This window comes from Avibacterium sp. 20-129 (assembly GCF_026226845.1).
Lineage (GTDB): Bacteria > Pseudomonadota > Gammaproteobacteria > Enterobacterales > Pasteurellaceae > Avibacterium.
The window spans coordinates 296,955-314,078 of the sequence record NZ_JAKKOE010000002.1 but is presented as its reverse complement, the minus strand read 5'-3'; the positions used below and the strand labels follow the sequence as shown (position 1 = coordinate 314,078).

15 protein-coding genes and 3 tRNA genes are annotated in these 17,124 nt (G+C 40.1%); 7 read left to right on the top strand and 11 right to left on the bottom strand.

Annotated elements, in window-relative coordinates; genetic code table 11:
• Positions 1 to 11: 11 nt before the first annotated feature.
• The 4 genes from cysD to L5B90_RS09085 form a co-directional block, all read right to left on the bottom strand.
• Positions 12 to 938 (bottom strand): sulfate adenylyltransferase subunit CysD, encoded by a 927-nt coding sequence (gene cysD / locus L5B90_RS09100; protein WP_265762711.1) that lies wholly within the window; start codon positions 936 to 938, stop codon positions 12 to 14.
• Positions 939 to 1,000: 62 nt separating this feature from the next.
• Entirely contained in the window at positions 1,001 to 1,729 is a 729-nt protein-coding gene (locus tag L5B90_RS09095; RefSeq protein WP_265762710.1) for a phosphoadenylyl-sulfate reductase, read from the bottom strand.
• Positions 1,730 to 1,762: 33 nt separating this feature from the next.
• A complete protein-coding gene (cysG, locus tag L5B90_RS09090; RefSeq protein ID WP_265762709.1) occupies positions 1,763 to 3,196 on the bottom strand; it encodes a siroheme synthase CysG in 1,434 nt (477 codons plus the stop codon).
• A gap of 23 nt (positions 3,197 to 3,219) precedes the next feature.
• A complete protein-coding gene (locus L5B90_RS09085; protein ID WP_265762708.1) occupies positions 3,220 to 4,236 on the bottom strand; it encodes a sulfate ABC transporter substrate-binding protein in 1,017 nt (338 codons plus the stop codon).
• A gap of 310 nt (positions 4,237 to 4,546) precedes the next feature.
• Between L5B90_RS09085 and cysT the strand changes: the two genes are divergently transcribed.
• From cysT to L5B90_RS09070, 3 genes are read left to right on the top strand one after another with little or no spacing between them, the layout of a single operon-like run.
• Positions 4,547 to 5,368 (top strand): sulfate ABC transporter permease subunit CysT, encoded by an 822-nt coding sequence (cysT, locus tag L5B90_RS09080; RefSeq protein ID WP_265762707.1) that lies wholly within the window; start codon positions 4,547 to 4,549, stop codon positions 5,366 to 5,368.
• Positions 5,368 to 6,195, top strand: coding sequence for a sulfate ABC transporter permease subunit CysW (gene cysW, locus L5B90_RS09075; protein WP_265762706.1), 828 nt, complete (start codon positions 5,368 to 5,370; stop codon positions 6,193 to 6,195). The genes cysT and cysW overlap by 1 nt, the downstream gene beginning before the upstream one ends.
• Before the next feature lie 9 nt (positions 6,196 to 6,204).
• Positions 6,205 to 7,281 carry a sulfate/molybdate ABC transporter ATP-binding protein gene (locus tag L5B90_RS09070; protein WP_326938241.1) on the top strand — a complete coding sequence of 359 codons (1,077 nt, stop codon included), beginning with the start codon at positions 6,205 to 6,207 and terminating at the stop codon, positions 7,279 to 7,281.
• Positions 7,282 to 7,403: 122 nt separating this feature from the next.
• Here the strand turns inward: L5B90_RS09070 and L5B90_RS09065 are convergent, their stop codons facing one another.
• From L5B90_RS09065 to L5B90_RS09050, 4 genes are all read right to left on the bottom strand, one after another.
• Positions 7,404 to 8,279: a VirK/YbjX family protein gene (locus L5B90_RS09065; protein WP_265762704.1), complete on the bottom strand. Its 876-nt coding sequence runs from the start codon at positions 8,277 to 8,279 to the stop codon at positions 7,404 to 7,406.
• Between the two features lie 101 nt (positions 8,280 to 8,380).
• Positions 8,381 to 9,721, bottom strand: coding sequence for an argininosuccinate synthase (argG, locus tag L5B90_RS09060; RefSeq protein WP_265762703.1), 1,341 nt, complete (start codon positions 9,719 to 9,721; stop codon positions 8,381 to 8,383).
• An 84-nt stretch (positions 9,722 to 9,805) separates the two neighbouring features.
• On the bottom strand, positions 9,806 to 10,642 hold the full coding sequence (locus tag L5B90_RS09055; protein WP_265762702.1) for an SDR family oxidoreductase: 837 nt from the start codon (positions 10,640 to 10,642) through the stop codon (positions 9,806 to 9,808).
• Positions 10,643 to 10,724: 82 nt separating this feature from the next.
• On the bottom strand, positions 10,725 to 11,585 hold the full coding sequence (locus L5B90_RS09050) for a phosphoribosylaminoimidazolesuccinocarboxamide synthase (RefSeq protein ID WP_250363405.1): 861 nt from the start codon (positions 11,583 to 11,585) through the stop codon (positions 10,725 to 10,727).
• A gap of 199 nt (positions 11,586 to 11,784) precedes the next feature.
• Between L5B90_RS09050 and prfC the strand changes: the two genes are divergently transcribed.
• Positions 11,785 to 13,374: a peptide chain release factor 3 gene (gene prfC, locus L5B90_RS09045; protein WP_250349738.1), complete on the top strand. Its 1,590-nt coding sequence runs from the start codon at positions 11,785 to 11,787 to the stop codon at positions 13,372 to 13,374.
• A gap of 498 nt (positions 13,375 to 13,872) precedes the next feature.
• On the opposite strand, the gene L5B90_RS09040 is transcribed toward prfC, so the two are convergent.
• From L5B90_RS09040 to L5B90_RS09030, 3 genes are all read right to left on the bottom strand, one after another.
• Positions 13,873 to 13,959 (bottom strand) — tRNA-Leu (locus L5B90_RS09040).
• Positions 13,960 to 13,988: 29 nt separating this feature from the next.
• Positions 13,989 to 14,062 (bottom strand) — tRNA-Cys (locus L5B90_RS09035).
• An 11-nt stretch (positions 14,063 to 14,073) separates the two neighbouring features.
• Positions 14,074 to 14,149: transfer RNA gene (locus L5B90_RS09030), tRNA-Gly, on the bottom strand.
• A gap of 324 nt (positions 14,150 to 14,473) precedes the next feature.
• Here L5B90_RS09030 and L5B90_RS09025 point away from each other — a divergent pair.
• From L5B90_RS09025 to trxA, 3 genes are all read left to right on the top strand, one after another.
• A complete protein-coding gene (locus L5B90_RS09025) occupies positions 14,474 to 15,586 on the top strand; it encodes a methionine biosynthesis PLP-dependent protein (RefSeq protein WP_265762701.1) in 1,113 nt (370 codons plus the stop codon).
• Between the two features lie 15 nt (positions 15,587 to 15,601).
• The gene (locus tag L5B90_RS09020) at positions 15,602 to 16,597 is read left to right on the top strand and encodes a 2-hydroxyacid dehydrogenase (RefSeq protein ID WP_250363407.1); all 996 of its coding nucleotides are present in this window, start codon (positions 15,602 to 15,604) and stop codon (positions 16,595 to 16,597) included.
• 108 nt (positions 16,598 to 16,705) lie between these two features.
• Positions 16,706 to 17,029, top strand: a complete 324-nt coding sequence (gene trxA, locus L5B90_RS09015; RefSeq protein WP_250363408.1) for a thioredoxin — start codon at positions 16,706 to 16,708, stop codon at positions 17,027 to 17,029.
• The last annotated feature ends 95 nt before the right edge of the window (positions 17,030 to 17,124 follow it).

Genomic DNA, 17,124 nt, shown 5'->3' with positions numbered 1-17,124 from the left:
CTGGTAATTTTTTAGAAATAGCCTTGCTTTTTACGTCGCTCCATTGCGGCTTCACTCGTGCGATCGTCCATTCGCGTTGCACTACGTTCAGAAATTTCACTTAATGCAGTTTCCTGAATAATTTCACGTGGTGTTGTTGCGTGGCTTGCGACAGGGCAAGTACAACTAATGTCCCCTACCGTACGAAAGCGTACCGAACGAATGAGACTTTCTTCCCCTGCTTCCTTTGGGGTTAATGGCGTGATAGGAACCAAAAGCCCGTTTCGTTCCACCACTTCACGGTTATGAGCATAATAAATAGAAGGCAATGCCAATTTTTCTCGTTCGATATATTGCCAAATATCCAGTTCTGTCCAGTTAGAAATTGGGAAAACACGCATATTTTCACCTTGGTGCAGTTTTGCATTGTATAAAGACCAAAGTTCAGGACGTTGTGCTTTTGGATCCCATTGACCAAATTCATCACGAAAAGAAAAAATCCGCTCTTTCGCACGTGCTTTCTCTTCATCGCGTCGAGCGCCTCCCATCAAGGCATCAAAGCCATAAGCGTCAATCGTTTCTAGTAAGGTAATGGCTTGAGCCGCATTACGACTATCATTTTCTTTACGCAAAACGACCGTTCCTTTGGCAATGGAGTCTTCTACTTTGCCAACAATTAATTTTGCTTGAAGTGCTGCCACGGTATCATCACGAAATTGGATTACTTCAGGATAATTATGCCCCGTATCAATATGCACCAAAGGAAAAGGTAAAACTAATTTTCGTCCCGCTAATTGAAAGGCTTTGCGTGCCAATGCTAGCAACACAACACTGTCCTTCCCACCTGAAAAAAGTAAGGCTGGATTACGACATTGTGCGACGACCTCGCGAATAATATAAATAGCCTCAGCCTCTAGCCAATCAAGATGACCTGTTTCAATCTGATTTTGTGTTGTCATTATGCTTCCTTCTGTTTATTCTCATTAAAATCGGTATAGTAAAAATATGGTTAACATTTCATCTATTTATGTAATCCGCACTCTTTGCTATCTTTATTTTCCCACCACCAACGTCCAGCTCGAATATCGTCCCCTGCTTTTACAGGCGCTGTGCAAGGGGCGCAGCCAATACTTGGAAACCCCTGTTCATATAACGCATTGTAGGGAATTTGATACTTCAAAATATAAGCCCACACCTCGTTTTCAGACCAATCATAAATAGGGTTATATTTCGCAATTTGGCGACTTTCATCTTGCTCATAAAAAGGTAACGTAGTACGTGTCGTTGATTGCGAACGGCGCTGCCCTGTGAGCCAACAATCTGCTGAAGCTAATGCACGATTTAACGGTTCAATTTTACGCAAATAACAGCATTCTCTACGCAATGCTACGCTTTCATAAAAAGCAAATTTCCCTTTTTGTTCTTCATAGTGTTTTATGGCTTGAGTATCTGGATAGAACAGCTCAAAATCCAATTGGGGATAGGTATTTTTTAACACGCTCAGCAAGGCTAAGGTTTCAGGATTTAATTGCCCTGTTTCAAGAGTGAATACGGTAATTTTCGCTTTAGTTTTCGCAATGACATCGGTAATCACCATATCTTCCACAGCAAGACTGCTAGCAAATTTAATCTGTTGATATGCGTTGCTAATGTCTCGCAACCGTGCGAAAAGCTGCTTTTCTTTCACCTCAAGCTGAACAAAATCATCTTGTGTCGTTTGAGGGATCATCCATAATTTAGGTTTTTCCATTGGTTTGCCTCCTCTTTTAACCCTCAATATTCGTTATGCAACCTGCTTTGGTTGTAAACGTGTGAATGTAGAGTGCGGTGCTTTTTGAGCCTGTTTTTCTTCCCCAAACCACGCTAATTTTTCCTGCAAGGCGACCACTTCCCCCACAACGATTAACGCGGGGGTCGGTGCGTTTTCAGCAATTTCTGCCAAATTTGCTAAGATGCCTGTTTGTGTTTGTTGTGTTTCTAATGTTCCGTGAGAAATAACCGCAACAGGCGTTGTACTAGCTCGTCCAAATTGCTGTAATTGTGTGGCAATCTCTTTGGCATTTAAGGTTCCCATATAAATAACTAAGGTTTGCTGGCTTCGGGCAAGGCTTTGCCACTCAATCTCTGCCGCATCATTTTTGCGATGTCCTGTAACAAACACCGCACTTTGGGCATAATCACGATGCGTAAGCGGAATGCCTGCATAGGCGGTTGCCCCAATCGCTGCGGTAATACCGGGTACTACTGAAAATGGAATGTGGTGTTGTGCCAGAATTTCCAACTCTTCGCCAGCTCGCCCAAAAACAAAAGGATCCCCGCCTTTCAATCGAACAACACGTTTCCCTGCCTTGGCATACTTCACAAGCAAGGCATTGATCTCTTCTTGTGCCACAGAATTCCCCCGCCCCCGTTTGCCGACAAAAACACGTTGTGCATCACGGCGAATTAAATCTAAAACCGCTTCTGAAACCAACGCGTCATACAACACAACATCGGCTTGCTGAATTTCTTGTAATCCTTTTAAGGTCAATAATCCCGCATCTCCCGGTCCTGCCCCTACAAGCGTAACGCTCCCCCCTTGAAAATCAGCGCTGTCAAGTTGATACGCTAATTCTTGAGTTGCTTGTTCAAGCTGGTGGTTTTTGATGAACTGCGCAAATCGCCCATTAAATAATTGCTCCCAAAAACGGCGACGTTGTGTAACCGAACGAAAGCGTTGCTTAACTTTATACCGCCATTTCCCCGCAAGCGTTGCCATCGTCCCTAAATACTGCGGTAAGCGTGCTTCAAGTTTTTCTCGTAATAACCTCACCAATACCGGGGCTGTGCCACCACTGGAGATCGCAATTTGAATAGGATCACGATCAATGATTGAGGGAAAAATCGCACTGCAATGCGCTTGATCATCAACAACATTAACAAATTTATGCTGATTTTCGGCAAGGGTGAAAATACGTTGGTTTAATGTCTTATCGTTGGTTGCCGCAATCACGAAAAAAACCTGTTGTAACTGTTCTGAATGAAAGGTTTTCGCTAGCCAAATAATGCGTTCCTGTTGCCAAAGTGCGGTGAGTTCTACACCAAGTTTTTCCGCTACAACGCGTACTTCTGCATTCGCTTTCAGCAATAAGCTCACTTTGCGTGCGGCAACAGCGCCGCCCCCAACAACCAGAACGGGACGATTTGTTAATTCAGCAAATAATGGAAAATATTTCATAATCTCACTCCTTAAACTGTTTTTTAATCAGCTTGTGAATTGCAATACACGCAAGCCTGAAAATAAAGTTGATCAAACAACGCGTTATCTGCAAAATGTTGCTGATTAATTGTTGCCCAATCACCAAATTGTTCATTGACATCAAGCGCATTTACCTTTGGGAAAAGTGCGGTGAATTTTTGTGCTATTTTGGCATTACTTGGACGAAAGTGATGTTGAGCGGCGAGTTCTTGTCCTTGTTCCGACCATAACCCTTGCAAATAAGTTTGTGCCAGCTTATGCGTACCATTGATTTTTGTATTCGTTGTTTCCGCCACCAATACAGGGGTGTATAAAGTAAGACTCGGATAAATTACGCTAAACCCTTGTGTATCAAGACGCTGAGCTGCTAAAGCCGCTTCATTTTCAGGGGTTATCAACACATCCCCCAAATGACGTTGTGTGAATACCATGGTGGCACTTCTCGCTCCCGCTTCTAATACCGGCACATTGCGTAAAAGACGACGTATAAAATCCAATTGCTGTGCTTCACCAGAAAATGCCTGCTTGGCGTAAGAATACGCTGCAAGGTAGGCAAAGCGTCCATTGGCGGAAGTTTTAGGGTTAGCAAAAACCACACGAACATCATTACGCGTGAGATCTTGCCAATCTCGAATTTGTTTTGGATTTCCTTTTTTTACCAAAAACACCATTACCGAACCAAAGGGCGTAGCATTGTTTGGGAAACGCTGCGCCCAATCAGATGCAACAAGCCCTTTTTGCACCAATAAATCAATATCATTCGCTTGGGTTAATGTCACAATATCTGCTGGAAGCCCTTTTGCCACGCTTAACGTTTGCTTACTTGCACTACCATGGGATTGGGAGATTACGATGTTCGCGTGTTGCTGGCGAAACGCTTGATTATAATCGTGATAAAAATCGCGAATAACGTCATAAGCAACATTAAGCAACACCTTTTTTTCTGTTTGTCTTGAGCAATTTAGCAGCCCAAGCACAATCACAAATATGCCTGCCAAAAGCACAACACCTTTCTTCATTCTTGCTCTCCGAAAACAGCATTTGAAAACGATGAACAAGTTATAAAGCAAAAATTTACAATTCAAAAATAACAAAATTTTATTTTTTATAACAAAATAGAATTTATAAAGCCAAATACAACAGATATAAATTCTATTTAGGAATAATAAATGCATTTTTGTTCTTTGCGCTTGTAAAAAAGTGCGGTTATTTTTGACAATGTTTTTTGCTGATATGTCATATGAAGCAAAGGTACGACTAGAATTTGCCCTTCAATCAATCTATGAAGGTAACGTCGTGAAAAAAGAGAGTAATATGGAGAAATCAACGATGCGAACCGTTCTTCCTTTTTTTAAAAGTGGTATGACTATCAGTATTTTATGGATAGTTTCGATGATTATATTGCCATTGGCGCTATTAATTGCTACTGCATTACAGCTTAGCGGTAAAGAAATTTTAGCCATCGCGTTAAGTAAACCTGTTATTGCCGCGATTTGGCTTTCTTTTAAACAAGCTTTCATCGCTACGCTGATTAATATGCTGTTTGGTTTTTTACTCGCTTGGGTGTTAGTGCGTTATGATTTTATTGGGAAAAACCTCATTAATGCACTCATTGATTTGCCCTTTGCCTTACCCACTGCGGTTGCAGGAATTGCGTTATCTGCACTTTATTCGCCACAAGGATTGTTTGGAAAATGTTTATCTAATATAGGTATTCAAATTGCTTATACCCCTAATGGGATCACTGTCGCCTTAATTTTTGTTAGTTTGCCTTTTATAGTGCGAGCCATTCAGCCTGTTCTGACCGCTTTCGATTCTAGCTATGAAGAAGCCGCCCATCTTTTGGGAGCCAGCCCGCTCACAACACTCATTCGTGTCATTCTTCCGCCACTTCTTCCCGCTCTTATCAGTGGAGCAGGAATGGGATTTGCGCGTTCATTAGGCGAATATGGATCAGTGATTTTCATTGCCGGGAATGTGCCTTTAGTTTCTGAAATTGCACCATTGATTATTATGTCAAAATTGGAATTGTATGATGTTCAAGGGGCTGCCGTCGTGGCACTCGTAATGCTTTTTATCTCTTTTCTATTAATTTTGGCTATTAATATTATGCAATGGCAATTCAGCAAACACATTACAGAGGTGAAATAATGAAAGATTTTCATTACGCCAAATGGCTTCTCATTACCCTTGCTCTGGGCTTTTTTGCCATTGTGTTACTCGCCCCCTTATGCAGCATATTTTATTATGCCTTTGCACAAGGCATTCATTTTTTTCTCGCTTCTTTAAGCAATGAAGAAGCTTTAGCAGCAATTTGGCTTAGCTTAAAAGTGGCATTGATTATTTTACCAATCAACATTTTTATTGGTGTCGTAATGGCTTGGACGATTGCCTATTTCAATTTTAAAGGCAAAGCTATCTTGACCGCGATGCTTGATTTGCCCTTTTCTCTCTCGCCAGTGGTTGTGGGGCTAATGTTTTTGCTTCTCTTTGGCTTAGATGGGCTAGTAGGAAATTGGTTATTTGAACACGGCATTCGCGTGATTTTTGCTGTGCCAAGTATTGTGATTGTTACGCTTTTTGTTACTTTTCCTCTTATCGCGAAATCCCTTATTCCAACAATGAATGCACAGGGAAACAGCGAGGAGCAAGCCGCGATTATCCTTGGCTCAAATGGCTGGACGTTATTCTGGCGTGTCACTTTTCCGAAAATTAAATGGGCATTACTCTATGGCATCATTTTAAGTAATGCCCGTGCAATGGGGGAATTTGGTGCAGTGAGTGTCGTTTCAGGGCATATTCGTGGCTTAACCAATACCCTACCGCTCTATATTGAAATCAGCTATAACGAATACCAATTTGTTGCTGCTTTTGCTTGCGCAAGCCTACTGGCGCTACTCGCGCTATTCACACTCGGATTAAAATATTTAGTGAGCTGGCAAGCTAAACGCAAACTTAATAATACATTTAATAAATAGGAGGCGATGATGTCGATAAAAGTTGAGCAATTAGAAAAACATTTTGGCAAATTCCACGCCTTACAAAACATTCACTTACAATGCGAGCAGAACCAACTTACTGCCTTGCTTGGACCAAGTGGTTGTGGAAAAACCACCTTATTACGCATTATTGCAGGACTAGAATTTGCTGATCAAGGGCGAATTTTATTTAATAATCAGGATGTTACCCATCTTTCTGCCAAGCAACGTCAAGTGGGCTTTGTGTTTCAACATTATGCGTTATTTCAAAATATGACCGTATTTGATAATGTCGCCTTTGGTTTACAAGTGAAACCACGAAAAACACGCCCTACCCGTGAAAAAATCACACAAAAAGTTACCGCACTTTTACAGTTGGTTGAACTTGCCCATTTGGCACACCGTTATCCTCATCAGCTATCAGGTGGTCAGCGCCAACGCATCGCACTTGCACGCGCCTTAGCCGTTGAACCCAAAGTCCTTTTATTAGATGAACCCTTTGGCGCCCTTGATGCTCAAGTGCGTAAATCGTTACGCCGTTGGTTGCGTGATTTACACCAAGAATTAACAATAACAAGTTTATTTGTTACTCACGATCAAGATGAAGCCTTGGACGTTTCCGATCGTATTGTGGTGATGAATAAAGGAAAAATTGAGCAAGTCGATGTCCCCAATAAAATTTATCATGCACCACAAACGCCTTTTGTAACCCAATTTGTCGGCGATGTGAATGTTTTTCACGGACATATTGATCAGGGAAAATTAGTCGTAGGGGAATTTAGCCACCACCTCAATTCTGCTGCCAATACGCCAACACCCGTTGAAAATCAATCTGCTACGGCTTACATTCGCCCTTATGAACTCACACTTTCACGGCAAAATCAAAATGCGTTAGCATCAGGAATCATTACGCATATTAATGCGATAGGCTTTATTGTACGCATTGAAATTCAAAGTGAACAAAGTGAGCAACCGATCGAAGTGATTTTGACCCAACAAGCTTATTTAAAAGAAAAATATCAAGTCAATGATCAGGTTTACCTTGTGCCAGATAAACTTAATTTATTCCAGCAGATGAATATTTAAATAACCGCTTACTCATACAATGAAAATGGAAAATATTTAACCGATTTGCAAGAAAAGGAACGCACAAAAATTGTATTTTATCGCCTTGTTAAATTAATAGGCGCTATTTTGGCGCTTATTTTTTAGCTAAATATTGTATTTAAATCAGTTTCCAATTTATCCAACATTTCATACCGTTTACGATACATTGAACGTTTTTTGCTTTGAATATCTTCTAAAGGTTTGCGTTCTATCTCAAGTGGTAATGTCCAGTAACCTTGAACATTTAAATTACCGGCATTTTCTTGCCAGAACTCATCATAATTAAAAAGTAAACGCTTAGAATCATTCCAGCGAAATTTAGCTTGTCGTTTATGAGAAATACCAACTAAATCACAACCTAATTGTTTTGCTAATAATTTAAAGGCATTGACAAGCATAAACATTGGTCTCATTCCATGTAATTCTTTTGTCGCAAGGCGAACAATATCTTGTGCATTTTCCCCTTTCGGGCCTTGAATAGAAGCAATTAAGATTTGATGTGGTGATAAAAAAGTAAAAGAAGCATCATATACACTACGCTGATTCTCTTGATCATAAATATTCAGAGAGAAAAAACCTTCCAACGGATCAATTTGATTAAGATTAATCTTTAAAAACAATTTTTCCGTTAATTGTGATAGTGGCAATGTTTGCTGTTCAACCAGTTGTTGGCAAAATGCCTCTCCTAACTTATCTTCTGCAAGTAAAAAATGTTGTGAAATACTATCTAATCGCTGCTGCACATTAAAAGATTTATCACAATACGCATAAAGCAAAGCGTTAGTGCGATATAAATTTTGATTAAAAAACGTCGCCCATAATGGCTTTTCATTTAAAAATGCGGTGAATGTTTGACATTGCTTGGCATATAACGATGTCCTCACCAAATAACGTAATTTTTCTCTTATACGCTTTAGTACTCGTTTTTCAACAGGATAAAGTTGAGCAAAAGAAGGAAAAGAAAACGAACTGGACATAAAAATACCGATAAAAAGCCAAAATAAGATGGAAATTTTAATAAAAAATAACCGCACTTTCAATGTAATAAAAGTGCGGTTAAATTTTTACACGATTTTAATTAATCTTTTTTATTATTTAACTGTGGTAAAAAAGAGTCTTTTGAAATGCTTAACAAGCCAGTTTGGGTGTAAATACCTAATTTATCACGGGTATCGACAATATCTAAGTTACGCATTGTTAATTGACCGATGCGATCTAATGGATCGAATGGGGCATTTTCAATTTTTTCCATACTTAAACGTTCTGGGTGATAGGTGCTGTTCGCTGATGACGTGTTTAAGATGGAATAATCATTACCACGGCGTAGTTCAAGAGTAACTTCACCAGTGATCGCACGAGCAACCCAACGCTGCGCAGTTTCACGTAACATTAATGCTTGCGGATCGAACCAGCGACCTTGATACAATAAACGACCTAGACGTAAACCGTTAATGCGATATTGTTCAATGGTGTCTTCATTGTGGATTGCACTGAGCAAACGCTCGTAGGCAATATGTAATAATGCCATTCCCGGCGCTTCATAAATACCGCGAGATTTTGCCTCAATAATGCGGTTTTCAATTTGGTCTGACATTCCTAAACCGTGGCGACCACCAATGCGGTTTGCTTCAAGGAAGAGTTCGACTGAATCGCTAAATAATTTACCATTTAATGCCACTGGCACGCCTTCTTCAAAGCGAACCGTAACTTCTTCAGGTTTAATTTCTACCTCTTCGCGCCAGAATGGTACGCCCATAATTGGATTTACAATACGAATGCCGCGGCTTAATAATTCGAGATCTTTCGCCTCGTGTGTTGCCCCCAGCATATTAGAATCTGTTGAGTAGGCTTTTTCGACGGACATTTTATATTCAAAACCATTGGCGATTAAGAATTCTGACATCTCGTGGCGACCGCCGAGTTCCTCAATAAAGCGATCATCTAACCAAGGTTTATAAATTTTTAAATTTGGGTTAGTTAATAAACCGTAACGATAAAAACGCTCAATATCATTCCCTTTGAAGGTACTTCCATCGCCCCAGATATTGACATCATCTTCTTTCATTGCGGAAACCAGCATTGTTCCTGTTACCGCACGACCTAATGGTGTGGTGTTGAAGTAAGTTGCGCCCCCTGTAGAAATATGAAATGCCCCACATTGGATCGCCGCAATCCCTTCGTGCGCAAGCTGGCTACGACAGTCGATTAAACGTGCATTTTCCGCACCATATTCCATCGCTTTGCGTGGAATGGCATTGTAATCTTCTTCATCAGGCTGACCTAAATTTGCCGTATATGCATAAGGAATTGCCCCATTTTGACGCATCCAAAGCAATGCGGCACTGGTATCTAATCCGCCAGAAAAGGCAATCCCAACTTTTTGTCCTACTGGAAGGTTTTGTAAAATCGTGTTTGACATAGTAATACCTTAGTTGTTGCTTTTGTGTGAGTAATGTTAAATCGGTTTATTATCAATGAAATCGCCTTTAAAGTCCATTAGGCATTAAAGCGATTTTACTGCTGGAAGCATTAATTCAGGATCAGGATATTGATAAACAAAATCTAATTCTTGGCAAATTTTATTGCCTTCAATAATTCGCCTTGGATCCGTAGATGAACAAATAAAGTGCGGTGCAATTACACCAAGTTTTTCCGCCATTTTCCCATAATATTGCGCTTTGGTCGGATGACAAGGTGCAGAAAGATGATACAAACGCTGCCCACTTGGGGTTTCAAGCAAAAGCTGAATCGCTCTCGCACAATCATCAATATGCACTAAATTGACTGGCGTGTTACCTTGTTTCACGTCTTGCTTATTTGCTAACGCATAAACTGGATGGCGATCTGCCCCCACAAGCCCTGCAAAGCGGATAATATCGCAATCAACATTGGGCAATGTGGCTAGCCATTTTTCAATTTCAAGCAAGCCCTGCCCAATTTCACTGTCAGGTTGTGGCAACTGCGCTTCATCAAAATGCCCACTTTGCATTGGAAAAACGGAACTGGAACTAATAAAAATAAAATGCTGAACACCGTGATTTAGCGCCTCATTGACCAAATTTTTAATGCCTTGCACATAATCTTTGACATCAAAAAAATATTGGCTTGGCGGAATATTTATCACCAAGCTATCCACGGCCAAAAGCGCAGATAAATCATCAGGATCGGCATTGATTTCAGGCTCAAGCAACAAGTGATAGGTTTCCAATCGCATTAAGCGCATTTGTTCCACCTCATCGTGTGTACGTTTCGTGCCTTTTACTGTCCAGCCTAAATGTTTTAAATGGCGAGCAAGGGGCAACCCTAACCAACCTAATCCAACGATTGCAACAGATCGCATATTACCTCGGTAATCCAATTATTGTGTCGTCAATTCTAGCCGAAAAAGCACCGCACTTGAAAATAATTTGCTTCCAGATTGATTATTTCGTTAATAAATCCAATGCTTCTTGGTATTTATCCACCGTTTTTTGGATCACCTCAGCAGGAACTTTTGGGGCTGGCGGTTCTTTATTCCAACCGCTGTTTTCCAGCCAATCACGGATAAATTGTTTATCAAAAGAAGGCGGATTTATGCCTTCTTGATAGCTGTCCACCGACCAAAAACGGCTAGAATCGGGTGTTAGCACTTCGTCCATTAAGGTAAGCGTGCCGTTTTCATCTAGTCCAAATTCAAATTTGGTATCACAAATGATAATGCCTTTGGTTAAGGCATATTCTGCCGCTGCTTTGTAAAGTGCTAGGGCTTTTTCTTTTACTTGCGCCGCTAATTCCGCCCCAATGAGTGCTTCACATTCGGCATAGCTAATATTGATGTCGTGATTGCCCACTTCTTCTTTACTTGACGGGGTAAAAATTGGCTCTGGCAATTTGCTCGCTTCTTGCAAACCTTTCGGTAATTCAAGCCCACAGATCGTTCCTGTTTGTAAGTAATCTTTTAAGCCACTTCCCGTGAGATAGCCACGAACAATAGATTCAATTTTAATCGGCGTTAAACGCTGACATACAACAGCACGATCTTTGACTAAATCAGCTTCCGCTTTTGGCAATACATCATAGACACTGTCGCCAGTAAAATGATTTGGCATAATAGGGGCTAATTTATTAAACCAGAAGTTAGAAATTTGGGTAAGAATTTCGCCTTTGCGTGGAATGGGATCATCTAAAATCACATCAAATGCCGATAAACGATCGGTTGCCACCATTAACATTCGTTTGTCGTCAATTTCATAGAGATCACGCACTTTGCCTGAATAAATTTTTTTTAGACTTAATTCGCTCATTTTTACCTCGTTTAGCTCATAAAAAAACTGCCGAATATTGTACCGCACTTTTAATTAATTTACGCAAACGTTTGCTTATTTTTTTAGAATAATTGAATAAATCCTTATTACAAAGAGAAAAGAAAAAGAAAGTATTGAGAATCACACAAAGATCAGAGAAAATAACCCTCATTTTTTTCAGTATAACGAATAATAACCTATGTCTTTAAACGATTATCCACAACAAGTTAATAAACGTAGAACTTTTGCCATTATTTCTCACCCCGATGCCGGTAAAACCACTATCACAGAAAAAGTGTTGCTTTATGGAAATGCGATTCAAAAAGCAGGGTCAGTGAAAGGAAAAGGTTCAGCGCAACACGCCAAATCAGACTGGATGGAAATGGAAAAGCAACGTGGAATTTCCATTACCACTTCTGTCATGCAATTTCCTTACAATAATTGCCTAGTCAATTTATTAGATACTCCGGGACACGAAGACTTCTCTGAAGATACTTACCGCACATTAACCGCAGTAGATAGCTGTTTAATGGTGATAGACAGTGCCAAAGGGGTTGAAGAGCGCACCATTAAACTAATGGAAGTCACTCGCTTGCGTGATACGCCAATTCTCACTTTTATGAATAAATTGGACCGCGATATTCGTGATCCGATGGAATTATTAGATGAAGTAGAAAGCGTACTCAATATTCATTGTGCGCCGATTACTTGGCCGATTGGTTGCGGTAAATTATTTAAAGGTGTTTATCATCTTTATAAAGATGAAACCTATCTTTACCAAACAGGGCAAGGGCATACGATTCAACAAGTTCGCGTGGTGAAAGGTCTTGATAATCCTGAATTAGATCAAGCAGTAGGCACAGATTTAGCACAGCAATTGCGAGATGAATTAGAACTGGTACAAGGCGCATCTAATGAATTTGATCTATCTCTTTTCCTTTCTGGCGAATTGACCCCTGTATTCTTTGGTACAGCACTAGGTAATTTCGGGGTTGATCATTTCCTTGATGGTCTAACTGAATGGGCGCCAATTCCACAAGCTCGTCAAGCAGATACCCGAATCGTAGAAAGCAGTGAAGAAAAGCTTACTGGCTTTGTCTTTAAAATCCAAGCCAATATGGATCCAAAGCACCGCGACCGTGTTGCATTTATGCGTGTTGTTTCAGGAAAATATGAAAAAGGGATGAAACTGCGCCACGTTCGTATCGGTAAAGATGTCGTGATTTCAGATGCACTTACCTTTATGGCAGGCGATCGTACTCACGCTGAAGAAGCCTATGCGGGGGATATTATCGGTTTACATAACCATGGCACGATTCAAATTGGCGATACTTTCACGCAAGGGGAAGAATTAAAATTCACTGGCATTCCAAACTTTGCCCCAGAATTATTCCGCCGTATTCGCCTTAAAGATCCACTCAAACAAAAACAATTACTCAAAGGTTTAGTACAACTCTCAGAAGAAGGTGCTGTGCAAGTTTTCCGCCCTCTCACCAATAATGATCTTATCGTCGGTGCGGTAGGGGTGTTGCAATTTGATGTGGTTGTCGCTCGCTTAAAATCTGAATATAACGTCGAAGCCATTTACGAAACCGTAAATGTCGCCACCGCACGCTGGGTGGAAGGTGATGATGTGAAAAAATTTGAAGAATTTAAACGTAAAAATGAACAAAATCTTGCTTTAGATGGAGGGGATAATCTCACCTATATCGCCCCAACAATGGTTAATCTGAACCTCACTCAAGAGCGTTATCCTGACATCACTTTCTTTAAAACAAGAGAACATTAATCACCAAAATGGGCTTACTGCCCATTTTTCTTACTTTACCAATCCCTCTCATATACAGCAAATATTCCCCCTTTACAAAAAAGTGAATTAATCATTTTATCTATAAAATAGCAAGTTTATCTTTTCTAAAAAAACTTGAAATACCCCTTATTCAAGCTTACAAGAATATAGAAATGAAGAAAAAACGAAGCAATTACATCATTAAGCTACCATAAAATTTAAGAAATTATTAACTCTCACCTTATTTTTGCTACTAATAATGTTCTTTAAAGAAAAAATTACGCTGAATGAAGGTTATTCTGGTAAAAAAACTAGGAAGAATTTAGTGAGATTGAACAGTTTTAGAAAAAACCTTGCTTATCCAATAGTTAATAGGTTTTGTAATACTTCTTATAATTTTATAGTAGATACAAAAAGAAAATTACTCTATATAAACGTAAATGACGAATAGAAAAGCTGAATTTACAATTATCTTATTGATTTACTTGATATTTTAAATGGTGCCCGAGGGCGGACTTGAACCGCCACGACTCGAAAGTCGAGGGATTTTAAATCCCTTGTGTCTACCGATTTCACCACTCGGGCTGAGTGATATGCTGACTGCGGTTGAAATATGGAGGCGTGTCCCGGAGTCGAACCGAGCTACATGGATTTGCAATCCAGTGCATAACCGCTTTGCTAACACGCCGTAGCGTAAATTGGAGCGGGAAACGAGGCTCGAACTCGCGACCCCGACCTTGGCAAGGTCGTGCTCTACCAACTGAGCTATTCCCGCTTTCGCTGCAACACATTCGCTGTCAGTGGCGTGCATTTTACTAACTTCTTGAACGCTGTCAATTAAAAATATGAAAAAACATTATTGATTGATGAAAAAAAATGCAAAGCTAACAAACTTGTTTTAAAACAAAGCGATTTATGGATAATTTTAGATCGTTTTTAATCCTAGTGTCTTATCAGCAAACTAAATTTAAAATCTACTTTCAACAGGCGATCCTTTATGCCAAAATGGCACTATTCTATTTATCAAGACTGCACAAAATTGTTTTCTTTATGAATACAAAGTGCGGTGCAATTTTTTGTAATTTTTACGAGGAAGAATATGACACAACAATATAAGATTGAAACATTACTCGCGCAAGCAGGCAATCGCACAGATGAAAGAACCGGTGCCGTTTCCACGCCAATTTTTCTTTCCACTGCCTATGGACATCACGGTATTGGGGAAAGTACCGGTTATGATTATACCCGAACAAAAAACCCAACCCGTACCGTTTTAGAAGAAACTATTGCAAAATTAGAAGGCGGTGAAAGGGGCTTTGCTTGCGCCTCAGGTATGGCTGCCATTCAGTTAATTATGCAGTTATTTGCTTCTCCAGATGAATGGATTGTCTCTAGTGATGTGTATGGCGGTACTTATCGTTTATTAGATTTCGCCTATAAAAATACGCACGGTGTGAAACCTGTTTATGTCAATACGGCCTCTCTTGATGCCATTGAGCAGGCCATTACGCCAAACACCAAAGCAATTTTTGTGGAAACCCCTTCAAATCCGTTAATGGAAGAATGCGATGTGCCAGCTATTGCTAAATTGGCGAAAAAACATAATTTGTTACTTATTGTTGATAATACATTCTTAACGCCAGTACTCTTCCGTCCTTTAGAATGTGGCGCCGATATCGTGATCCATAGTGGCACAAAATATCTTGCTGGGCATAATGATGCGTTAGTGGGCTTAGTCGTTGCCAATGGGCAAGAATTATGTGATCGTTTATTCTATATCCAAAATGGGGCGGGCGCAGTGCTTTCACCATTTGATAGTTTCTTAACTATTCGCGGAATGAAAACCTTAGCATTACGTATGGAACGCCATCAAAAAAATGCACAAGAATTAGCGAAATTCCTTGCAAGCCAACCCCAAGTGAAGGATGTACTTTATCCAAATAAAGGCGGAATGCTCTCTTTCCGTTTGCAAGAAGAGTCTTGGGTAAATCCGTTCTTAAAAGCAATTAAGCTCATTACTTTTGCTGAAAGCCTTGGCGGTACAGAAAGTTTCATCACCTACCCTGCAACCCAAACGCATATGGATATTCCAGAAGCAGAACGTATTGCCCGCGGTGTGTGTAATTGCCTGCTACGTTTCTCGGTGGGATTGGAAGATGTGGAAGATCTCAAAGCGGATCTACTACAAGCCTTCGCCCAATTAAACTCATAAAACGGAGAAAAGATAATGAAAGTCGCTGTTTATAGTACCAAAAGCTACGATCGTAAATATTTAGAATTGGTCAATGTGAAATACGGCTTCGAGCTGGAATTTTTTGATTTTATGCTCACGGAATCGACAGCGAAAATGGCAGAGCATTGCGATGTGGTGTGTATTTTCGTGAATGACGATGGCAGTCGAAAAGTATTAGAAAAACTCGCCGCACTTGGCGTAAAAATGGTGGCGTTGCGTTGTGCTGGTTTTAATAATGTCGATCTCAAAGCGGCACAAGAATTAGGCATTCAAGTGGTTCGTGTACCAGCCTATTCACCAGAGGCGGTGGCTGAACATACCGTTGGTTTAATGCTAACGCTAAACCGTAAAATTCATCGTGCTTATCAAAGAACAAGAGAAGCGAATTTCTCTCTTGAGGGTTTAACCGGCTTTAATATGCACGGACGCACCGTTGGCGTGATTGGTACAGGAAAAATCGGCATTGCGGTAATGCGTATCTTAAAAGGATTTGGTATGCATATTTTGGCTTACGATCCGTTTAAAAATCCTGTTGCCGAAGAATTAGGCGCAGAATATGTTGAATTAGATGAATTGTATGCAAAATCACATATTATCACGTTGCACTGCCCTGCTACGCCAGAAAATTATCATCTACTCAATCGTGATGCCTTTGCTAAAATGCGTGATGGGGTGATGATTATCAATACAAGTCGTGGAACATTGATTGATACACAAGCCGCAATAGATGCGTTAAAACAGCGTAAAATTGGCGCATTAGGAATGGATGTGTACGAAAATGAACGTGAGCTATTCTTTGAAGATAAATCAAACGAAGTGATTCAAGATGATGTCTTCCGCCGTTTATCATCGTGCCATAATGTACTTTTAACAGGGCATCAAGCATTTCTTACCGAAGAAGCGCTAACCAGTATTTCTAATGTTACCTTAGAGAATATTTATACCTTGCAAACAGGTAAGCCTTGCCCTAACCTAGTGTTGCCTTCTTAACTTTTAACAATTGAACTGATTAGTGTGAGCAATTTGATTTTATGCTATGATGCCCACACTTTAGCAATCACGCCAATATGGCTAGAAACAAAAAATAAGGAAAATAAAATGAGTGAAGTATTACATACTACTGACGCCACTTTCGAGGCAGATGTTTTAAGATCTGATGTCCCTGTATTGTTAGATTTTTGGGCGCCTTGGTGTGGCCCTTGCCGTATGGTAGGCCCTATCCTTGATGAATTAGCTGCAGAACTTGGTGATAAAGTCAAAATCGTAAAAATTAACATTGACGAAAACCAAGCAACCCCATCCCAATTTGGCGTTCGCAGTATTCCAACATTATTAATGTTTAAAGAAGGAAAAGCTGTCGCAACACAAGTAGGTGCATTACCAAAAAATCAATTAGCGGCATTTATTGCACAAAATAGTTAATTTCCTCTAAAAAATAACCTCATCAAATGATGAGGTTATTTTCATTTCAATGGTAGAAATTTTGCATTCTCTCTCTTGCTTAACTTGGCAACATT